This is a genomic window from Mixta tenebrionis (genome assembly GCF_006517625.1).
GTDB lineage: Bacteria > Pseudomonadota > Gammaproteobacteria > Enterobacterales > Enterobacteriaceae > Mixta > Mixta tenebrionis.
In genome coordinates this window covers 116,112-137,377 of record NZ_VHQI01000003.1, presented here as the reverse complement: position 1 = coordinate 137,377, position 21,266 = coordinate 116,112, and the positions used below count along the sequence as shown (strand labels likewise).

Below are 21,266 nucleotides of genomic sequence, written 5' to 3'. Positions count from 1 at the left end.
TTACTTCACGCTGAAAGTGTAGCTTCCTTTGGTTTTATGGCCGTCAACCGACAGCACGTGCCAGTTAACCTGGTAACTGCCGCCGGGCAGTGGTTTTTCCAGCGGTACGATCAGCTGATTATGCTGTTTCGGCGCGCGTTCCACCTCTGCCGTCGGCATGGTTTGCTGGCCGGAGCCGATAATTTCGACGCGACTGAATGCCGGTTCGATATCTTCGGAGAAAGTCAGCGTTAGCGCCTGCGGAGAGGCCTCAACGTTAGCGTTGGCGGCAGGATATTGCGATTTGAGATGGGCATGGGCCAGCACCGCTGGAGAGAAAGCGACCGCCATTACCAGCACGGCGGCGCCGGTTAAAGCAGAGAAGCGGGTTTTCAACATGATTTCATCCTGTAAACTATCGTGGTTGTCCGCAACGAGGCCGCAGCATACCCCGCGTGCGAAAGCGTGTCGAGGCAATAACGGCGATCCCGATCGGGTGCGTTGTGCTTATACGAAGGAGTAAATAATGTCTAACAATTTGGCAACACTTCCGCAGGAAGAGAAAGATAAAGTGAACGTGGATCTGGCTGCCGCTGGCGTCGCCTTTAAAGAGCGTTACAATATGCCGGTAGTGGCGGAGCTCGTTGAGCGGGAACAGCCGGAAGCCCTGCGCGACTGGTTTCGTCAGCGTCTGATGCATCATCGACAAACTTCACTCAATCTCTCCCGTCTGCCGTGGGAACCCAAAAGTAAATAAAGTGCGCCGCTGCGCTAAGAGGCTTTATGCTACGCGTTATTGATACCGAAACCTGCGGCTTGCAGGGCGGTATCGTCGAAATCGCTTCCGTTGACGTGATTGACGGACAAATCGTTAATCCCATGAGCGATCTGGTCTGCCCGGATCGCCCTGTCAGCCGTCAGGCGATGGCGGTGCATCGCATTAGCGAAGCGATGGTGGCCGATAAGCCGCCGATTGAGGCGCTGATTCATCGCTATCACGGCAGCCCTTATTATGTGGCGCACAACGCCAGCTTCGATCGTCGGGTGCTGCCGGAAATGCACGGCCAGTGGATATGCACCATGAAGCTGGCGCGTAAGCTCTGGCCGGGTTTGACCTACAGCAATCAGGCGCTGCGCGAGCATTTACGGCTGGAGGTGACGCCTCCTGCCGATCTCCATGCGCACCGGGCGCTGTATGACTGCTACGTCACCGCCGCGCTGCTGATTCGCATTATGGAAACCTCCGGCTGGGATGCGGCGCATATGGCTGCCGCGCTGCCGGTTGCGCCAGCCGAAAATGCCATCGCGGAGGTAATGCCGTTTGGAAAATATCGCGGACGCGCAATCGCCGAAGTTGCTAAACGCGATCCCGGCTACCTGCGCTGGATGCTGAACTCCATACCGGATCTGAAACCTGCCCTGCGCAACGCGCTGCAAAAGCAGGTTAAGCAAGCGCAGGATCAATAACCGCTGCCGCTGTGCAGCGTGCCCTGCGCCAGGCCGATAATAAAAGCGAACTCCAGCGAGACGCCCTCATAGGATTTAAAGCGCCCCGACTTCCCGCCGTGTCCGGAGTCCATATCGGTACAGAGCAGCAGCAGATTCTCATCCTGTTTCAGCTCGCGCAGCTTCGCTACCCACTTCGCCGGTTCCCAGTACTGCACTTGAGAATCGTGCAGGCCGGTGGTAACCAGCATATGCGGATAGGCGTGAGCGCCGACATTATCGTAAGGACTGTACTGCTTCATATAGCGGTAATATTGCGCGTCGTTTGGATTGCCCCACTCATCATATTCGCCGGTAGTCAGCGGAATGGTTTCATCCAGCATGGTAGTAACCACATCGACAAAAGGCACCTGCGCCACCACGCCGTGAAAACGTTCCGGCTGCTGGTTAATTACCGCGCCCATTAGCAGCCCGCCCGCGCTGCCGCCCATCGCATACAGCCGCTGCGGATCGCCATAGCCCTGCCGTACCAGCGCATCCGTCACGTCCAAAAAGTCGTTAAAAGTGTTCATCTTATTCAGCAGGCGCCCGTCGTCGTACCACTGCTGACCCAGCTCGCCGCCGCCGCGCACGTGTACCAGCGCATAGATAAAACCGCGATCCAGCAGGCTGAGACGGCTGGCGCTGAAATCGGCATCCATAATCGAGCCGTAGGAGCCGTAGCCGTAAACCAGCATCGGATTTTTTCCCGGCTGGTGGTAGCGGCGGTGATAGACCAGCGAAACCGGCACTTCCACGCCATCGCGCGCCTTAATCCAGAGATGCTCGCTTTTGTAATTAGCGGAATCGAAACCGGCGATCTGCGTCTGTTTCAACACGCGCCGCTCGCCGGTATCCATATCCAGCTCAAACAGCGTGGTGGGCGTAGTCATTGAGGAATAGCCGTAACGCAGCTTGCTGGTCTCCGGCGAAGCGTTAAAAGCGAGCCAGGTAACATAGGCGGGATCGTCAAAGGCGATACCGAAAGTTTCCCCGGTACGCCAGCAGATCTGCCGCAGGCTGGAGAGCCCGCGCTGTCGCTCCTCCACCACCAGCCAGTCGCGAAACAGCTGAAAATCTTCCACCACTACATGATCGCGCGGCGCGATAATGGTTTCCCAGCGAGCTTCATCAAGGTAGCTGGTGCGATAAAGGCCGAAGTTTTTCCCTTCCCGGTTAGATCGTAGCCAGAAGCGATGGTCGTAGTGATCGAGAGTATATTCATGCCCTTTACGGCGCGGCACAAAAACGCGCGGGCGCGCATCGGCATACTCCGCGTCCAGCAGATGAATTTCCGTGGTGGTGGTGCTGTGCAGCGCAATCAGTACGAAATGCTCCGAGGTGGTTTTATGCACGCTGAGGTAAAAGGTATCGTCGGTTTCTTCATATACCAGCTCATCATGCTGCTGCGGTTCGCCAACGTTATGCCGCCATACCTGATAAGGCAGCAGCGTCTGTTTATCTTTACGTACGTAATAGAGCGTCCTGGAATCGTTAACCCAGGCAAAACTGGGCGAAACGTTTTCCAGCACTTCCGGATACCAGTTGCCGGTTTCGAGGTTACGGAAGCGGATGCCGTACTGACGGCGTGAAAGAAAATCTTCCGCCAGCGCCATAATGCGATTATCAGGGCTGATATCCAGCGCGCCCATGGTATAGAACTCGCTGTGCGCGGCGCGTCGATTGGCGTCCAGCAACAGCTCCCACTCATCCGGCGTGGCGGTATCGGCGGGCTGGCGCAGATAGCTGGCATACTCGTTGCCGGCCTCATAGCGGCTTTGATAACGGTAGCCGTTTTTTACATAGGGCACTGAATAGTCCTGCTGCGGAATACGCCCTACCATCTCCTTCAGCAGGCGATCCTGCAGCGCTTTCTGCGACAGCATAACCTGATGGCCATAATCATTTTCCGCATGCAGGTAATCCAGCACCTCTGGATCTTCACGCTGGTCATCGCGCAGCCAGTAGTAATGATCAATGCGGGTATCGCCGTGCAGCGTCATTCCATGAGCAATTTTTTTTGCTTTCGGTGGCATCATAACGATTACTGTTTTCAGATAAACATCTATTAAGGTTGGCAGTTAAGGCCATGCTTGCCAAGCGGAGAGCGGTAAAAAGCGATCGGCAGCCTGAGGCCAGGCTGCGACAGACCGCATCTACAACCGCTCAGGTGGGGAGCTGCTGTTTTTCCTGGCGGATATCTTTTTCGATATCTTCGCGCACGTCAGCGGGGATTTTCAGTACGTCACCCAGTTCTTTAAGATAGCTGCGTTCCATAAAGTGATCGATATCGATCGCCGCGCAGCTAAGAAAGTAGAGCTCCAGCGCTTCCTCCTCGTTTTTTACCTCCTGCGCCAGCCATTGCGGATCGAGCGGACGATCGATGGCCTGCTGGATCAGCGCTTCAGCCTGTTCGCCATAGCCCGCCTGATGAATATTTTGCCTGATCGCCCGTAGCTCATCGCCATCCATATGACCATCGCTTTTGGCGGCGAATACCAGCGCGGTAATCAACCGCTCGGCGCGTCGATCGACCGGCGTCGCCTGCTGGCCAAACTGCGGCTCGTTCTGGCGCGCCTCGCGCACGCGCTGCTTATATTTATCCCACAGCAGCACGCCAGCCGCGGCGCTGCCGCCGATAATCAGAGCGTTTTTGCCATATTTGGTCAGCAGATTGCGGGAGGATTTGCTGGAAATGAGGATGCCGGCCAGGCCGCCCAGCGCGCCGGGCGCCAGCATTTTATTGAGCGCTTCGCTGCCGCCCTGCGCCTTTGCGCCCGCGTTGCTGATAGCCGTATTACCTAACATCTGTTGGAGTTGTTGCAGCCAGTTGCCCATAGGTTCTCCTTTTATCACCTGCTTTCAGGTTAGTGCACCGGAAGTCAAGAAGCGTAAGCGGGAGCAAACAGAAGAAAACGCCGCGCAGCAAGTGACGCAACGTCAGGCTGCAGAGCGTAGCCTTTAGGAAAACAGGCGACGGCTCGTTCCTGTTAAGGCGATGCCCGACGCACGGGCAGCGCGCCGGAGGTAATAGTATAAGACGCAGCCTGTCATCTCTGTAGCACGGGCGATATGCCCTGCTCAGCCGCCTGATTCATCAAGTGTGGCTGAAAATCATCAGGCTGCAACGCCAGTCAGGCCGCTTTAACCGCGCGTACCTTTTTCTGGCTTTCTTCATCAGCGACGGCAGCCTTAGGCGCTTTCGCGGCTGGCTGCGCGTCCGGCAGCTTGCTGGTGCGCAGGATATGCTGGACCGCATCTTTCTGCTCCGCCAGGAACAGCCCCAGATTTTCCAGCTGCGCCTCTTCCAGCGACAGCTCGCTCTGCAACAACCAGTCAGTAAAGGCCTCTGCCATATCAAGCATTTTGTCGTACGCGTCGGCTTCTTTTTTGCTGGCAAACGTCATTTTTTCTTCACCTTTTCTGACCACTACAAATTTGGTTTCAACAGCCATGGCTCACCTCGGTTACTGTGTTTTTATACAGTATATCAGGCTGGATATTGAGATCAAGTTTTCCCGCCAGGCTGGCAGCGCAAACGTTTTCGTATATACTGCGGCGCGATCTGTTTTTCTCAATTTTCAGGTAGGAACTATGACGACACTGGGAACCGCGCTGCGTCCGGGCGCGACGCGCGTAATGCTGTTGGGATCCGGCGAGCTGGGTAAAGAGGTAGCAATTGAATGTCAGCGGCTGGGGGTAGAGGTTATTGCCGTCGATCGTTATGCCGATGCGCCAGCGATGCATGTCGCCCATCGCAGCCATGTGATCAATATGCTCGATGGCGAGGCGCTGAAAGCGCTAATTGCGCTGGAACGCCCTGATTATATCGTGCCGGAAATCGAAGCGATCGCTACCGATACGCTGCTTGCGCTGGAACAGCAGGGCCAGCGCGTGGTGCCTGGCGCGCGCGCGGCGCTGCTGACCATGAATCGCGAAGGTATTCGTCGTCTTGCCGCCGAAACCCTGGCGTTGCCTGCCTCACGCTACCGCTTCGCCGCCAGCCGGACGGAGTTTATCGCGGCGGTGGAAGAGATCGGTTTTCCCTGTATCGTCAAGCCGGTCATGAGTTCCTCCGGTAAAGGTCAGAGCTTTATCCGCGAGGCGGCACAGCTGGCGCAGGCGTGGGATTACGCGCAGCAGGGCGGGCGCGCCGGCGCCGGCAAAGTTATCGTCGAAGGAGTGGTTAATTTTGATTTTGAAATCACCCTGCTTACTATCAGCGCCGTCGACGGCATTCATTTCTGCGCGCCGATCGGCCACCGCCAGCAGGATGGCGACTATCGGGAATCCTGGCAGCCGCAGCAGATGAGCGAGCTGGCGCTGCAGCGCGCGCAGACCATCGCGGAAAAGGTGGTAAAGGCGCTGGGCGGCTATGGCCTGTTTGGCGTGGAACTGTTCGTGCGCGGCGATGAGGTGATCTTCAGCGAAGTATCGCCGCGCCCGCACGATACCGGTCTGGTGACGCTAATTTCGCAGGATCTCTCCGAGTTTGCGCTGCACGTGCGCGCTTTTCTCGGCCTGCCGATAGGCGCGATACGCCAGTATGGCCCTGCCGCCTCCGCCGTGATCCTGCCGGAGCTGGAAAGCAGCGACGTCAGCTATGGCAACGTGGCGCAGGCGCTCGGCGCCGGGCTGCAGCTGCGGCTGTTCGCAAAACCGGAGATAGCGGGGAAACGTCGCATGGGCGTGGCGCTGGCGACGGCGGAAACGATCGGGGAGGCGGTGACGCGGGCGGTAAACGCCGCCGCCGCGGTGCAGGTCAGCGGCTGAGTTTTACGGCTCTCCCGCAGCGGGAGAGCCGGATACCGCTTAGCGAGCGCCAGCTACCGCTTCGCGCGCCAGATCGGTAATGCGCTGATAGTCGCCTGCTTCCAGCGCATCGTTCGGCACCAGCCAGGAACCGCCGATGCAAAGCACGTTTTTCAGCGCCAGGTAATCGCGGTAGTTTTTCGGTGAAATGCCGCCGGTCGGGCAGAAACGTACCTGAGAGAAAGGCCCGGAGATCGCCTGCAGCGCTTTCACCCCGCCGTTGGCTTCCGCCGGGAAGAATTTAAACTCGCGCAGACCATACTGCATGCCGGTCATTAATTCTGATACGGTGCTGATGCCAGGAATCAAAGGAACGCTGCCCTCTACCGCCGCCTGCAACAGCGGTTCGGTAATGCCGGGGCTGATAATAAACTGCGCGCCTGCGGCGGTAACTTCCGCCAGCTGCTGAGGATTAATCACCGTTCCGGCGCCGACGATCGCATCAGGGACTTCCTGAATAATCGCCTTCATCGCGTCCATCGCTACCGGCGTGCGCAGCGTCACTTCCAGTACGCGAACGCCGCCCGCAACCAGCGCCTTCGCCATCGGCACGGCATGTTCCAGTTTGTTGACGACGATCACCGGTACAACCGGCCCCGTGGTCAGAATCGCTTCAGCACTTGTTTTCCAGTTTTTCATTGCTTTACTCTCCTGTCAGGCCAGCGAACCATCCGACCACTGGCAATAATGGCGCGTCTCCGCGCAGCAAAGGAAACGGCCCATACCATACCTGATTTTTACCTTCTGCGTCCATGCTCTTTCGCCTTTTTTGAAACTACGGTTCATTTTTATGGAGGTGCGTTTGCGGCAAAAAAATGCCCGCATTACGCGGGCTTAGTAAGGCTGGATTATTCGAATTCGTTCCAGGAACGACCGTCGCGGGTAATCATCGCCACGGAGGCTACCGGCCCCCAGGTACCCGCCTGGTATGGCTTAGGCGCCTCGTTGTCGGCGGCCCAGGCCTCGATAATGGAATCAACCCAGGTCCATGCGGCTTCTACCTCGTCGCGGCGTACAAACAGCGCCTGGATGCCGCGCATCGCCTCCAGCAGCAGACGCTCATAGGCATCTGCCAGGTGCGACTGGTTGAAGGTTTCAGAGTAGCTCAGGTCAAGTTTGGTCGTTTGCAGGTTATGCTTGTGATCCAGCCCCGGCACCTTATTCAGAATCTCAATATCCACCCCTTCGTCCGGCTGCAGGCGAATGGTCAGCTTGTTCTGCGGCAGCTCCTGCCAGGAATCTTTAAACAGGTTCATTTCCGGGTTTTTAAAGTAAACCACCACTTCAGAACACTTGGTCGGCAGGCGTTTACCGGTACGCAGATAGAAAGGCACGCCTGCCCAGCGCCAGTTATCGATATCAACGCGGACAGAAACAAAGGTTTCCGTGCTGCTGGCCTTATTGGCGCCCTCTTCCTCCAGGTAGCCCGGCACCTTTTTCCCCTGTACAAACCCGGCGGTATACTGGCCGCGTACGGTTTTTTCACGCACGTTGCTGTGATCGATGCGGCGCAGCGAACGCAACACTTTCACCTTTTCATCGCGAATGCTGTCGGCGCTGAGATCGGACGGCGGCGACATGGCGATCATAGTCAGCACCTGCAGCAGATGGTTCTGGATCATATCGCGCATCTGGCCCGCTTTATCAAAATAGCCCCAGCGCCCTTCGATCCCTACCTCTTCCGCCACGGTGATCTGCACATGGTCGATGGTGCGGTTATCCCAGTTGTTGGCGAACAGCGAGTTGGCGAAGCGCAGCGCCAGCAGGTTGAGCACCGTCTCTTTGCCGAGATAATGATCGATGCGGAATACCTGGCTTTCATCGAAATATTCGCCAACCTGGTCATTGATCTCCTGCGAGGTTTCCAGCGAGGTGCCAAGCGGCTTTTCCATCACCACGCGCGCCGGTTTCGCGTTCAGCTTCGCCTGGCCCAGCCCTTTGCAGATGGCGCCGAAAGTGCTGGGCGGCATAGCGAAGTAGTTGATGGTGACGCGGTTTTTCTGATCCAGCATCTTGCCCAGTCTGGTGAAATGCGAGGTTTCGTTAACGTCCAGGTTACAGAAATCGAGGCGGTTGCTGAGCCGATCCCACAGCGCTTCGTCGATTTTCTCTTTCATGAAGGTTTCCAGCGCTTCGCGTACCACTTTGGTGTACGCCGCTTTGTCCCACTCAGCTCGCCCGACGCCGATAATGCGGCTCTGCTCATGAATCTGTCCTGCCTTTTCCAGCTGATACAGGGAAGGCAGCAGTTTACGACGCGCCAGATCGCCTTTGGCGCCAAAAATGAGCAGATCGCATGCCTGGGCTGTTTGTGTTACCGCCATTCTTTTCTCCTCGTTGCAGGATGAGTTGAACCGCAAAATCTCCACTGGCTCAGCTCTTATTGTAATTTTATTTCGGCACAATGTACTGTGTTTAACCGACGCGGGTAAACCAGCACCCGCTCCTTTTGCTATAACCGGCTACTTTAACGGCGTTTTCGCCTGGTTAAGTGCCCTTTTCGCCGCTGCTTTTTTATGGCTTTTGCCCGGTAAAATCGGACACAGTTCATATTCTGACAAAAAATATCGGCCAGCGTTTTACCTGCGCTGCCATCTCGCCGTTGCGGGACGTTATATTCTCAGTAAATTGCCATCGGATGCACCTGTAAATGAAATTGTCAGAATTGATGAGCGCTTATTTATGAATAACATGCTGGAAAAAATTCAGGCGCAGCTTTCCTCCCTCAGTAAATCCGAGCGCAAGGTAGCCGAGGCGATTCTCTCCGCGCCGGAGAGCGCCATGCACGCCAGCATTGCCCAGCTGGCGGCCAGCGCCGGCGTCAGCGATCCAACGGTAAACCGCTTCTGTCGCCATATGCAGACTAAAGGCTTTCCCGATTTTAAGCTGCAGCTGGCGCAAAGCCTGGCGGTCGGCACGCCGTGGGTGAGCCGCAATATTGACGAACAGGATACGATCGATATCTACAGCGAGAAACTCTTTCATTCGGCGCAGGCCGGTCTGGAACAGGTGCGTCAGCAGCTGGACAAGCGAATGCTGCAGCGCGCGGTTGAGCTGCTGGCGGCAGCGAAAAAAATCAGCTTTTTCGGGCTGGGCGCCTCCGCCGCGGTAGCGCATGACGCGATGAATAAATTTTTCCGCTTTAACGTGCCGGTAATCTACTCCGATGACGTGGTGATGCAGCGCATGAGCTGTATCAACAGCGGCGCAGAAGATGTGGTGGTTCTGATTTCCCATACCGGACGCACCAAATCGCTGACGGAGCTGGCGCAGCTGGCGCGGGAGAATGGCGCCGTGGTGCTGGCGCTCACCGCTTCCGGCTCGCCGCTGGCGCGTGAGGCTTCCCTGCTGCTGGCGCTCGACGTCGCGGAGGATACCGATATCTATATGCCGATGGTTTCACGTCTGGCGCAGCTGATGCTGATCGACGTGCTGGCAACCGGTTTTACGCTGCATCGCGGCGCCGCCTTTCGCGATAATCTGCGGCGGGTAAAGGAAGCGCTGAAATCATCGCGGCTGGATAAAGAAACGGGCCTGTTTTCCACGCCGCCTTAGCCGCTTTCCGCTATCGCCGCCGTGGTGTGGCCGGCCCGCGCTGGCAAAATTTTGTTTGTTATCAATGAAGCTTTCCTTTGGCGCGCAGGAAGAGTGACTTTAGCAACGGGTGTCAGTATTGTAGTCGTCGCAAATGAACTCACTCTTCAGCGGCCAGCACGGCGCGAGGAGAGCAACAAGGACCATTACCCGCTGCCGGCTAAAAAATCATAAACAGAACATTCACGCTTACTCTGTGCATCACTCAGGTTTCTACACCTTAAGGAAAACCCATGACTCGACGTCTCAGAAGAACCAAGATCGTTACTACTTTAGGCCCAGCTACCGATCGCGATAACAACCTGGAAAAAATTATCGCTGCCGGGGCTAACGTCGTACGACTTAACTTCTCTCACGGCACGCCGGAAGATCATCAGCTGCGGGCGGATAAAGTGCGTGAAATTGCCGCTAAGTTAGGGCGCCACGTCGCCATACTTGGCGATCTGCAGGGACCAAAAATCCGCGTCTCCACCTTTAAAGAAGGCAAAATTTTCCTCAATATTGGCGACAAATTCCTGCTGGACGCCAGCCTGGGTAAAGGCGAAGGCGACAAGGAAAAAGTGGGCATCGATTATAAAGGGCTGCCGGAAGATGTGGTGCCGGGCGATATCCTGCTGCTCGACGATGGCCGCGTCCAGCTAAAAGTGCTGGAAGTGCGCGACAGCAAAGTCTTTACCGAAGTGACCGTCGGCGGCCCGCTCTCCAATAATAAAGGCATCAACAAACTGGGCGGCGGCCTTTCTGCCGAAGCGCTGACTGAAAAAGACAAAGCGGATATTATTACCGCGGCAAAAATCGGCGTCGACTATCTGGCGGTTTCCTTTCCGCGCTGCGGCGAAGACCTTAACTACGCGCGTCGTCTTGCGCAGGAAGCGGGCAGCGAAGCCAAAATCGTCGCCAAAGTGGAACGCGCTGAAGCCGTCTCCACCCAGGCGGCAATGGATGACATTATCCTGGCTTCCGACGTGGTAATGGTGGCGCGTGGCGATCTGGGCGTGGAAATCGGCGACCCGGAGCTGGTAGGCATCCAGAAAGCGCTGATTCGTCGTGCGCGTCAGCTGAATCGTGCCGTCATTACCGCGACCCAGATGATGGAATCGATGATCACCAACCCGATGCCGACGCGTGCGGAAGTTATGGACGTGGCGAATGCGGTGCTGGACGGCACCGATGCGGTGATGCTATCGGCGGAAACCGCTGCCGGTCAGTATCCGGCGGAAACCGTCAGCGCGATGGCGAAAGTCTGCCTCGGCGCGGAAAAAGTGCCGAGCATTAATGTATCGAAGCATCGTCTTGACGTGCAATTCGACAACGTTGAAGAAGCAATCGCCATGTCGGCGATGTACGCCGCCAACCACCTGCAGGGCGTTACCGCGATTATTACCATGACCGAGTCAGGGCGCACCGCACTGATGACCTCGCGCATTACCTCCGGCCTGCCGATCTTCGCCATGTCGCGTCATGAAAGCACTCTGAACCTGACGGCGCTCTATCGTGGCGTTACGCCGGTCCATTTCGACAGCAATAACGACGGCGTAGCGGCGGCGCATGATGCGATTAATCTGCTGCGCGATAAAGGCTTCCTGGTATCCGGCGATCTGGTGATCGTTACCCAGGGCGACGTTATGAGCACCACCGGCACGACTAACACCAGCCGCGTGCTGCGCGTCGAGTAAAACCTACAGGCTACCGCAGCCCGCCTGCGGTAGCCAACAACCTGCCACACCGGCCCTTTCCCGACGTTTTCTTATTGCTGGTCACAATTCGCAACGGGCTACGCTTTAGCTGGCTTTTGCCCTTTTTGGCGCTCTGAAAACTTATCCGCCGTCTGCCCTTCCCACCCTTGAAGCTTATCCGCCGCCTGCGCCCTGAACGCTGAACGCTGAACGCTGAACGCTGAACGCTTTTCAGGCAGCCGGACACTGACATTTTTTGGCGCTTTTCAGCAACGACTCTTACATCAAAACGTGATCAATATCACACTTTAAATATTAATATTACTTATCACTAAATTGTCACCAAAATCTTATTGAATGATAATGATTGCTATTTATAATCGCATTTCACTTATAAGCCTTAGCATTTGCGTAACATAAGCGGCGATAACCGCATAAAATGGGAGGTTTAACCCGTAAAAGGGTATCCCCCTTTTTTACTTACCGTCGACGGCTTTCGTGGCCTTCGGATAAAACATTAAATATATTTAACTGATATCGGCAGATATCAGGCGTACAGGGCCGTCATCTTTTTATGGCGGTACGGGTTTCTTACGTCCAGAAAAGGGTCAGGAAATGGCTTCGGTTTCCGCAAAAACACCAAACATCGCTACGGATCGCCAGGACGCTGCCGCCAGCAGCGCCTTCTTCTTTAACGAGGCGCAGCTGGAGCAGTATGCGCAGCAGACGCTAAGCGCGCTGGCCCTGATCCAACGGCAGCTACGGCAAACGGAAAAGCCGTTCAGCGGCATTTTGCCACACGAGCTGGCGCCGACGCTGCGCGCTATCGATTTAGATAACCCGCTGGGCGACCAGCAGGCGGCGCTGGCCGAGCTGACGGAAGTTTATCTGCGCGATGCGGTCTGGTTCCATCATCCAAAGTATGTCGCCCACCTCAACTGCCCCATCGTCCTGCCTTCGCTGCTGGCTGAGCAGATTATCAGCGCGGTCAACAGCTCGGTAGATACCTGGGATCAGAGCGCGGGCGGCACGCTGATTGAGCAAAAGGTGATTGACTGGACGCTGCAACGCATCGGGTTACCCGCCGGATCGGACGGCATTTTCACCAGCGGCGGCACCCAGTCCAACCTGATGGCGATGCTGCTGGCGCGCGACAGCTGGTGCGCCCGTCAGCATCCGGGCCACCTGATCAAGCAGCGCGGCCTGCCGCCGGAAGCGGGCAAGTGGCGCATCTTTACCTCGAAAATGAGCCATTTCAGCATTCAGAAATCGACCGCCATTCTCGGTCTCGGCTATGACGCGGTGATCGCCATCGACCATGACCATCGCTACCGTATGGACGCCGCCAAACTGGAGCAGGCGATTCAGCAGTGCCTGCAGGAAGGGTTGATTCCCATCGCCGTGGTCGCTACCGCAGGCACCACCGATTTCGGCAGTATCGATCCGCTACAGGCGATCGGCGCTATTTGCCGTCATTACCAGCTCTGGATGCATGTTGATGCCGCCTACGGCTGCGGCCTGCTGGTATCGCCGCAGCATCGTCAGCGTCTGCGCGGCATTGAGCACGCCGATTCGGTTACCGTCGATTACCATAAATCCTTTTTCCAGACCGTCAGCTGCGGCGCCTTCTTTGTGCGCGACAGGCAGCATCTCGGCCACGTTACGGTACACGCCGACTATCTCAACCCGCTCAGCGCCCAGCAGGAAGGCACGCCTAACCTGGTGAATAAAAGCATTCAGACCACCCGCCGCTTTGATGCGCTGAAGATGTGGATGACGCTGCGCATTATGGGCGCGCAGAAGCTGGGCGAAGCCTTTGACTGCGTGCTGACGCTGGCGCAGCAGACCCACCGTCTGCTGCAGGCGCATCCAGCGATTGAGGTACTGCATGCGCCGGAACTGACCACTCAGGTATTCCGCTTTATTCCGCGTCCGGGCCTGAATGCGGAGGTGACAGATGAGGTGAACGCGCAAATCCGCAAGGCGCTGTTCCGCTCCGGTAACGCGGTCGTGGCGGGCACCAGGGTCAACGGCCGTCAGTATCTGAAGTTTACCCTGCTTAACCCGGCGACCAGCGTGACGGATATAGAGGATGTTATCGCGCTGATTAGCCACTACGGACGCGAGCTTTCGCACAGCCTGTCATTAAGCGCAGCCAATCAGTAAGGGCATCGTGATGAACGACACTATTTATGACTTTATCGGCATCGGCATCGGCCCGTTTAACCTCGGCCTCGCCTGCCTGACCGCGCCGCTGGAAGAGGTTAACGGCCTGTTTCTCGATCAAAATCCCGGCTTCGACTGGCATACCGGCATGATGCTGGAAAGCGCTCACCTGCAAACGCCGTTTATGGCCGATCTGGTGACGCTGGCCGATCCCACCAGCCCCTTCAGCCTGCTTAACTACATGAAGCAGCAAGGCAAGCTGTACAGCTTTTACATACGCGAAAGCTTCTTCCTGATGCGCAAAGAGTATAACCACTATTGCCAGTGGGCCTGTTCGCAGCTGAATAACCTGCGCTGGAACACGCGCGTCGAGTATGCCAGCTACGATGAAAGCCGCGAATGTTATCAGCTGCATACCCTTGATACGCGCAGCGGCGAACGGCGCAGCTGGCTGGCGCGCCGGCTGGTGCTGGGCACCGGACCGGTCGCCTGGCTGCCGGAGTGCAGCCGCCCCCTGCGCGATCGCGTCGTGCACTCCAGTCGCTACCTGGCGAATAAAGCGAAGCTGCAGGCGCAGCGTGCCATTACCGTACTGGGCAGCGGTCAGAGCGCGGCGGAGATCTTCTACGATCTGCTGAACGAAATCGATCGGCATCACTACCAGCTGAACTGGGTGACGCGCGCGCCGCGCTTCTATCCGCTGGAATACACCAAACTGACGCTGGAAATGACTTCGCCGGAGTGGATCGACTATTTCCATGCCCTGCCCGCCAGCAAGCGCGACGAACTGAACGCCGGACATAAAAATCTGTTTAAAGGTATCAACAGCAGCCTGATCAACGATATCTACGATCTGATGTATATCAAGCAGCTGGATGGCGATCTGAAGGTGCGGCTGTTTACCAATTCGGCGCTCACCGATTTACGTCGTCTGCCAAATGATGAGCTGGAGCTTTCTCTGCACCAGCGCGAGCAGGATCAGCACTATACGCGGCGCACCGAAGGGCTGGTGATGGCGACCGGCTATCATTACCAGCCGCCGCCGTTTATTGAAGGCATCGCCGGCCGCCTGCGCTGGGATGAACAAGGGCGCTACGATGTACAGCGCAACTACAGCATCGATCGTCACAACCGGGTATTTGTGCAAAATGCCGAGCTGCACACCCACGGCTTTGTCACGCCCGATCTTGGCATGGCCTGCTATCGCAATTCGGTGCTGATTCGTGAAATTGCCGGACGCGAAGTTTACCCGGTTGAACAGCGCATCGCCTTCCAGACCTTCCCGGCAGAATCGGAGCGATAAGATGAACATATTATACCGCTGCCATCGTCCGGCGGGCGAGTTCAGCCTGCGTCCTGTGACGGCGCAGGACGCGCCGCTCATTCACCGCTGGGTAACCCAGGAGTATGCCCGTTTCTGGGGAATGCAGACCGACACGCTGGCGCAGGTAAGCGCCTTCTATCAGCAGCTTACCGCCGACAATCCGCAGGCGGCGATGATCGGTCTGTGCAACGATCAGCCGGTTTTCCTGATGGAGTTTTACCGTGCGCGGCAGGATGAAATCGCCCGGCACTACCCGGCCCGGCCCGACGATTACGGCATGCATATCCTGATCGCGCCCGCCGAAAAGCCGGTGCCGCAGTTCAGCTGGCAGGTTTTCACCACGGTAATGGACTTTCTTTTCAGCCAGCCGCAGGTGCGGCGCGTGGTAGTGGAACCAGACGTGCGCAATGAAAAAATTCATCGTCTCAATAAACGTGCCGGTTTCCGCTACCAGCACACTATCGATATGGGACATAAAACCGCCTGGCTCGCCTTTTGCCAGCGTGAAGATTATCAGCAGGCCCAATTGCAGGAATCCTTAACCATGACCACCACTTCTCGATTCGCCCACGGGCAGCATCTCACCAACGACAGCTGGGCGCTGGCAAACCGCCTGCTGCTACGTAAAGCGATTGCCGAATTCGCTCACGAGAAACTGATCGCCCCCCAGCCTGCTGCGGAAAATAGCTGGCAGCTGGCGGTACCGGGCGGTGAAGCGGTTTATCATTTCCGCGCGCGCCGGCTGGCGCTCGATCACTGGCAGATCGATCCCGATTCGCTGAGGAAAAGCGAGAACGGCGCGCCGCTGCCGCTGGATGCGCTGCAGTTTATTATCGAATTCAACCAGCAGGTCGGCATCCCTGCCGCCATGCTGGCCACCTATATGGAAGAGATCGCCAGCACGCTGTGCAGCAGCGTCTATAAGCTGCAAAAAGGCAATCCGGACAGCGCGGCGCTGGTTAACGCTGATTTTCAGACGGTGGAAGCCTCAATGACCGAAGGCCACCCCTGCTTTGTCGCCAATAATGGCCGTATCGGCTTTGATGCGCGTGACTATCTCGCCTATGCGCCAGAGGCGGCGGCGCCGATTCAGCTGGTATGGGTGGCGGTGCATACGCGCAACGCCCATTTTTCCAGTATCGACGCGCTGAGCTATCAGCAGCTAATGGCGGAGGAGCTGGGAGAAAGCACGCTGGCAGCCTTCGCCGATCGGCTGCGGGCGCTGGCGGTCGATCCGCAGGATTATCTGTTGATGCCGGTCCATCCCTGGCAGTGGCAGAACAAGCTGCTGACGGTGTTCGCCGCCGATATTGCCGCGCGCGACATTATCTGGCTGGGCGAAGGCGCGGACAGCTATCAGGCGCAGCAGTCTATCCGCACCTTCTTTAACCGCAGCCAGCCGACCAAACGCTACGTGAAAACCGCGCTGTCGGTGCTGAATATGGGGTTTATGCGCGGCCTCTCGCCCTACTATATGGCGACCACGCCGGCGGTGAACCAGTGGCTGGAAGGGATTGTTAAGCAGGATCCGTGGCTGAAGCGGTGCGCTTTCCGCATCCTGCGCGAGGTGGCGGCCATTGGCTATCATAACCGCTATTATGAGCGCGCGATTCAGGGCGACTCGGCCTATAAGAAGATGTTCGCCGCGCTGTGGCGCGATAATCCGCTGCCCCAGCTTCAGCCAGGCCAGCGCCTGATGACCATGGCTGCGCTGCTGCATATCGATTGCCATCAGCAGGCGCTGCTGCCCGCGCTGATTGCCGATTCCGGACTGGCGCCGGCGGAGTGGATCGACCGCTACCTGAGCTGCTATCTCAGTCCGCTGCTGCACTGTTTCTATCAGCACGATATCGTCTTTATGCCGCACGGCGAAAACCTGATCCTGCAGTTTGACCACAACGTGCCGGTCAGCGCCTGGATGAAGGATATCGGCGAGGAAATTGCGGTGCTGAACCCGGATGCGCAGCTGCCGGAGAAGGCGCGGCGGCTGGTGGTAGAGGTGCCGGAGAATCTGAAAATCCTGTCGATCTTTACCGATGTCTTCGACTGCATTTTCCGCTTTATCTCCGCCATTCTTGATGAAAGCGGCATCCTGCCGGAGGCGCGCTTCTGGCAGCGCGTGGCGCAGTGCGTGCAGGATTACCAGCAGGCGCACCCGCAGCTGGCGCACAAATTCGCCCGTTACGATCTGTTTGCGCCGACCTTCGCGCGCTCCTGCCTGAACCGGCTACAGCTGGCGAATAATCAGCAGATGATCAATCTGTCCGATCCGGCGGAGAACCTGAAGTTTGCAGGCGAGCTGAATAACCCGATCGCCGTTTACGCGCATCGCTAATCATTCTCAGGTAATATGATTTAAACGCTATACTGACGCGGCCGCCTTTGCGGGCGCGTTTTTTATCTTTCTGGAGCAAGCCTGCATGGCCGCCTATACCCCGGTTTCACACCTGACATTCAGGCATCTGTTATTTCCCCTCTCGCTGGTGCTGTTCGAGTTCGCAACCTATATTGCGCACGATATGATTCAGCCCGGTATGCTGCTGGTAACCAGCGAATTTCACGTTGGCGCCGAGTGGGTTTCCACCTCGCTGACCGCCTATCTGATTGGCGGCATTGTGCTGCAATGGTTGCTTGGCCCGCTCTCCGATAAGTATGGCCGGCGCCCGGTGATGCTGAGCGGCGTACTGTTTTTTATCGTCTGTTGCGCGCTGACGCACTGGGTCGCCTCTATTCAGCAGTTCGTCGCCCTGCGCTTTTTACAGGGTGCCAGCCTCTGCTTTATCGGCGCGGTGGGCTACGCCGCCATTCAGGAGGCGTTTGATGAGACGCGCAGCGTGCGCATTATGGCGCTGATGGCGAATGTCGCGCTGCTGGCGCCGCTGGCTGGCCCGCTGGCGGGCGCGGCTTTCCTGACCGTCGGCGACTGGCGCACCATGTTCTGGCTGTTCGCCATTATCGCCGCGCTGGCGCTGATTGGCCTGTGGCGTGCAATGCCGGAAACTGCGGGCGACCGCAGCGTTTCCATCAGCCTGCGCAGCCTGGGACGCACCTACCTGACGCTGGCGCGTGAGCGGCAGATTATGTCCGGCTCGCTGGCGATCGGGCTGGTGTTTATCCCGATTCTCGCCTGGGTAGCGCTGTCGCCGGTGATACTGATTAAGGACGAGGGGCTGACGCGTATGGATTACGCGCTGCTGCAGCTGCCGGTATTTCTGGCGATGATCGCCGGTAACCTGACGCTGGGGAAACTGGCGAACCGCCTGCCGATTGAAGGGCCGCTGCGTTTGGGCGCCTGGCCGATCCTCGCGGGGCTGGGGCTGGCGACGACCGCTTCGCTGATCGATCGCCACAGCTATCTGTGGCTGACCGCCGGGCTCAGTATCTATGCGTATGGCGCAGGCATGGTCAACGCCGGGCTTTATCGTCTGACGCTCTTTTCCAGCAATGCCGGTAAAGGCAGCGTGGCGGCGATGCTCGGCATGGTCAGCATTATCGCCTTTGCACTGGGGATTGAGGTGACGAAGTATGGCTATTTCCACGGCGGCGCGGCCTGGTTTAGCCTGATCAATCTGGCGAGCGGCCTGCTGTGGCTGGTTTTAGTAACCGCTTTCCTGCGCGAGCGCAGACGACGCAGCCGACTGAACGAGGCTGACAATGTTGCTGACGCCGCCTGAGGGCAAAAGCGATAAACGTTCTGGCTTAATCAAACAGCCCCGCCTCTGGTGCGGGGCTTTTTGTATTTGGCGCGGGTTCAGCGGCGTGGATAAAGCTCTTTACGGCGGTAGGGTTCGATCTCTCCTTCGCGCCGCGTTTTCAGCAGCTTGAGAATCCAGGTGTACTGTTCCGGATTGGGGCGTACCAGGATCTCAACCTCTTCGTTCATCCGGCGCGCCAGGGTGCGATCGTCGGCCTCCAGCAGATCGTCCATCGGCGGACGGATATAGATATCCAGCTGATGCGTTTTACTGTTATACACCGGGAACAGCGGCACCACGCGCGCGCGGCACACCTTCATCAGGCGGCCTACCGCGGGCAGCGTCGCCTTATAGGTAGCGAAGAAATCGACAAACTCGCTGTGCTCCGCCCCGTGATCCTGATCGGGCAGATAGTAGCCCCAGTACCCCTGGCGCACCGAGCTGATAAAAGGTTTGATGCCGTCATTGCGCGCATGCATCCTGCCGCCAAAACGCCGACGCACATAGTTCCAGATATAGTCGAACAGCTGATTGCTCTGGTTGTGGAACATCGCCGCCATCAACTGCCCTTCAGAGGCCAGCAGCATCGCCGGGATATCCACCGCCCAGCCGTGCGGCACCAGAAAAATGACATTCTGTTTTTCCGCCTGCATCGCCTCGATAATCTCTTTGCCGTGCCAGCGCACCCGTTCGCGCACCCGCTCCGGTTTGCGCAGCGCCAGCTCGGCCATCATCACCATTGACTGCGGCGCGGTGGCGAACATCTCATCAATAATGGTTTCCCGCTCGGCTTCAGAAAGCTCCGGCAGGCAGTAGAACAGGTTGATTTGCGCCCGACGGCGAGCGCTTTTGGCAAAGCGTCCAGCAAGACGTCCCGCCGCGCCAAGAATGGGATCGCGCAGCGCAGGCGGCAGCAGCGCCATGCCGGCGAACGCCCCGATACCCAGCCAGGCGCCCCAGTATTTCGGCATCAGGAAGGACTTCTGAAAGGTAGGGATAAATTCTGTATTGTTTTTCTTGCTGTTTTCCATGCACTCGCCTCAATCAATAACCGGCTAATGATAGTGTGGGCAGACAAATTTGCAACGCTTACCGCAGGTGAGGCGTAATCCACAGGAAAAACAGGGGAAATTTGCTTCATTTTGCTGCATAAAACAGCAAAGCGTGCGGGCGACGGCAGCCGCCCGCAGGTAAGGTTATCTCAGATTTATTTCAGCTTCAGCTGCGGCAACACTTCTCTGACCTGCGCCAGATAGGCGGAACGATCTTTACCGGTCAGCCCTTCGGTGCGCGGCAGCTTGGCCGTCAGCGGATTCACCGCCTGATTATTGATCCAGATTTCATAGTGAATATGCGGGCCGGTTGAGCGCCCGGTGCTGCCGGAAAGGCCGATACGATCGCCGCGCTTCACCTTATCGCCCGGTTTCACCAGCAGACGGCTCATATGCATATAACGCGTCATATACTGGCGTCCATGACGAATAGCGACGTAGTTGCCGGCGCCGGCGCTATATTTCGCCTGCACCACTTCGCCATCGCCGACCGCCAGCACCGGCGTTCCGGTCGGCACTGCGAAATCGACGCCTTTATGCGGCGCCACGCGTCCGGTTACCGGATTCAGGCGGCGCGGATTAAAGTTAGAGGAGACGCGGTACTGCTTCACGGTGGGAAAACGCATAAAGCCGCGCGCCAGGCCGGAGCCGCTGCGATCGTAAAACTTGCCGTCTTCGGCGCGGATAGCGTAATAATCCCGCCCGCCGGTACGCAGACGCACGCCTAACAGCTGGCTCTGCTCTCTTTTCCCATCCAGCTCTTCACGCGACATCAGCACGCTAAAGCGGTCGCCGGCGCGCAGCTTGCGGAAATCCATCTGCCACTGCAGCGCTTTAATCACGCTGCTGATTTCGGCGCTGCTCAGTCCGGCATTTTGCGCGCTGGTGACAAAACTGCCGTTGACCACCCCGGTCAGCACGCTGTTTTTCCATTCGCCCTTTTGCATCTCGCTGGACATCTTAAAGCCGTTGCCGACGCGATCGTAGATGCGGGTTTCCCGTCGCGACATTTCCCAGCTCAGGCGCTTCAGCTCGCCGTCATCGGTAAGCGTCCAGGAGATTTGCTGACCAACCTGCAGGCCGCGCAGCGCGCTGTCCGTCTTCACCAGCTGGTTGATCTCGCCCATATCGATGCCGTACTGATTAAGAATGCTGCTCAGCGTATCGCCGCTGGAAACCACGTAGTCATGGGTGCCGCTTTCCGCCGTGACGTCTTCATCGATTTCATCTTTCGGCAGATCGTCTTCCGGCGCGGGCGCAGGCTGGTCAAGCGGCTCGCTGGCCTCAGGCAGCAGCGTACGCAGCTCTTCTTTATCAATCTCAATAGTTTTCACAATGGGTGAGGATTCACCCGGATGATAAACATAAGGCCGCCAGACAGCGACGGCCAGAGTCACCACGGTAAGCGACCCAAGCATTATGCGATGGGGCCGCGGCAGGTTATTAAATGCCAGAGCGACAGAGCGGGCTATCTGTTGCACTA

The 21,266-nt window shown here is 57.5% G+C and carries 17 protein-coding genes; 9 read left to right on the top strand and 8 right to left on the bottom strand.

What is annotated here, in order from left to right:
* A complete protein-coding gene (yobA, locus tag FKM52_RS06165) occupies nucleotides 1-378 on the bottom strand; it encodes a CopC domain-containing protein YobA (protein WP_141175326.1) in 378 nt (125 codons plus the stop codon).
* Nucleotides 379-505: 127 nt separating this feature from the next.
* Here yobA and FKM52_RS06160 point away from each other — a divergent pair, with 127 nt between their 5' ends.
* Both FKM52_RS06160 and exoX read left to right on the top strand, forming a co-directional pair.
* Nucleotides 506-736, top strand: coding sequence for a DNA polymerase III subunit theta (locus tag FKM52_RS06160; protein ID WP_141175325.1), 231 nt, complete (start codon nucleotides 506-508; stop codon nucleotides 734-736).
* A 26-nt stretch (nucleotides 737-762) separates the two neighbouring features.
* Nucleotides 763-1,446 carry an exodeoxyribonuclease X gene (exoX, locus tag FKM52_RS06155; RefSeq protein ID WP_141175324.1) on the top strand — a complete coding sequence of 228 codons (684 nt, stop codon included), beginning with the start codon at nucleotides 763-765 and terminating at the stop codon, nucleotides 1,444-1,446.
* Here exoX and FKM52_RS06150 read toward each other — a convergent pair.
* The 3 genes from FKM52_RS06150 to FKM52_RS06140 all read right to left on the bottom strand — a co-directional run bounded on the left by FKM52_RS06150 (nucleotide 1,440) and on the right by FKM52_RS06140 (nucleotide 4,919).
* Nucleotides 1,440-3,503, bottom strand: a complete 2,064-nt coding sequence (locus FKM52_RS06150) for a prolyl oligopeptidase family serine peptidase (protein WP_141175323.1) — start codon at nucleotides 3,501-3,503, stop codon at nucleotides 1,440-1,442. The genes exoX and FKM52_RS06150 overlap by 7 nt on opposite strands.
* Before the next feature lie 127 nt (nucleotides 3,504-3,630).
* On the bottom strand, nucleotides 3,631-4,302 hold the full coding sequence (locus FKM52_RS06145; RefSeq protein WP_141175322.1) for a tellurite resistance TerB family protein: 672 nt from the start codon (nucleotides 4,300-4,302) through the stop codon (nucleotides 3,631-3,633).
* A 296-nt stretch (nucleotides 4,303-4,598) separates the two neighbouring features.
* Nucleotides 4,599-4,919, bottom strand: a complete 321-nt coding sequence (locus tag FKM52_RS06140) for a YebG family protein (RefSeq protein ID WP_141175321.1) — start codon at nucleotides 4,917-4,919, stop codon at nucleotides 4,599-4,601.
* 139 nt (nucleotides 4,920-5,058) lie between these two features.
* Between FKM52_RS06140 and purT the strand changes: the two genes are divergently transcribed.
* Complete coding sequence (gene purT, locus FKM52_RS06135) at nucleotides 5,059-6,237, top strand: formate-dependent phosphoribosylglycinamide formyltransferase (protein WP_141175320.1); 1,179 nt, start codon at nucleotides 5,059-5,061, stop codon at nucleotides 6,235-6,237.
* Nucleotides 6,238-6,276: 39 nt separating this feature from the next.
* Here the strand turns inward: purT and FKM52_RS06130 are convergent, their stop codons facing one another.
* The gene (locus FKM52_RS06130) at nucleotides 6,277-6,915 is read right to left on the bottom strand and encodes a bifunctional 4-hydroxy-2-oxoglutarate aldolase/2-dehydro-3-deoxy-phosphogluconate aldolase (protein WP_141175319.1); all 639 of its coding nucleotides are present in this window, start codon (nucleotides 6,913-6,915) and stop codon (nucleotides 6,277-6,279) included.
* 209 nt (nucleotides 6,916-7,124) lie between these two features.
* Nucleotides 7,125-8,600, bottom strand: a complete 1,476-nt coding sequence (zwf, locus tag FKM52_RS06125) for a glucose-6-phosphate dehydrogenase (RefSeq protein ID WP_141175318.1) — start codon at nucleotides 8,598-8,600, stop codon at nucleotides 7,125-7,127.
* Nucleotides 8,601-8,958: 358 nt separating this feature from the next.
* Here zwf and FKM52_RS06120 point away from each other — a divergent pair, with 358 nt between their 5' ends.
* From FKM52_RS06120 to FKM52_RS06095, 6 genes are all read left to right on the top strand, one after another.
* The gene (locus tag FKM52_RS06120; protein ID WP_141175317.1) at nucleotides 8,959-9,831 is read left to right on the top strand and encodes a MurR/RpiR family transcriptional regulator; all 873 of its coding nucleotides are present in this window, start codon (nucleotides 8,959-8,961) and stop codon (nucleotides 9,829-9,831) included.
* Between the two features lie 272 nt (nucleotides 9,832-10,103).
* Entirely contained in the window at nucleotides 10,104-11,546 is a 1,443-nt protein-coding gene (gene pyk / locus FKM52_RS06115; RefSeq protein ID WP_141175316.1) for a pyruvate kinase, read from the top strand.
* 615 nt (nucleotides 11,547-12,161) lie between these two features.
* The gene (locus tag FKM52_RS06110; RefSeq protein WP_141175315.1) at nucleotides 12,162-13,712 is read left to right on the top strand and encodes a pyridoxal phosphate-dependent decarboxylase family protein; all 1,551 of its coding nucleotides are present in this window, start codon (nucleotides 12,162-12,164) and stop codon (nucleotides 13,710-13,712) included.
* A 10-nt stretch (nucleotides 13,713-13,722) separates the two neighbouring features.
* Nucleotides 13,723-15,015, top strand: a complete 1,293-nt coding sequence (locus FKM52_RS06105; RefSeq protein WP_141175314.1) for a lysine N(6)-hydroxylase/L-ornithine N(5)-oxygenase family protein — start codon at nucleotides 13,723-13,725, stop codon at nucleotides 15,013-15,015.
* Between the two features lies 1 nt (nucleotide 15,016).
* Nucleotides 15,017-17,371: a GNAT family N-acetyltransferase gene (locus FKM52_RS06100; protein WP_141175313.1), complete on the top strand. Its 2,355-nt coding sequence runs from the start codon at nucleotides 15,017-15,019 to the stop codon at nucleotides 17,369-17,371.
* A gap of 85 nt (nucleotides 17,372-17,456) precedes the next feature.
* Complete coding sequence (locus tag FKM52_RS06095) at nucleotides 17,457-18,710, top strand: MFS transporter (RefSeq protein ID WP_141175312.1); 1,254 nt, start codon at nucleotides 17,457-17,459, stop codon at nucleotides 18,708-18,710.
* Nucleotides 18,711-18,787: 77 nt separating this feature from the next.
* Here FKM52_RS06095 and lpxM read toward each other — a convergent pair whose 3' ends face one another.
* Both lpxM and mepM read right to left on the bottom strand, forming a co-directional pair.
* Nucleotides 18,788-19,762 (bottom strand): lauroyl-Kdo(2)-lipid IV(A) myristoyltransferase, encoded by a 975-nt coding sequence (lpxM, locus tag FKM52_RS06090; protein ID WP_141175311.1) that lies wholly within the window; start codon nucleotides 19,760-19,762, stop codon nucleotides 18,788-18,790.
* A 176-nt stretch (nucleotides 19,763-19,938) separates the two neighbouring features.
* Nucleotides 19,939-21,264, bottom strand: coding sequence for a murein DD-endopeptidase MepM (gene mepM / locus FKM52_RS06085; RefSeq protein WP_141175310.1), 1,326 nt, complete (start codon nucleotides 21,262-21,264; stop codon nucleotides 19,939-19,941).
* Nucleotides 21,265-21,266 lie beyond the last annotated feature (2 nt).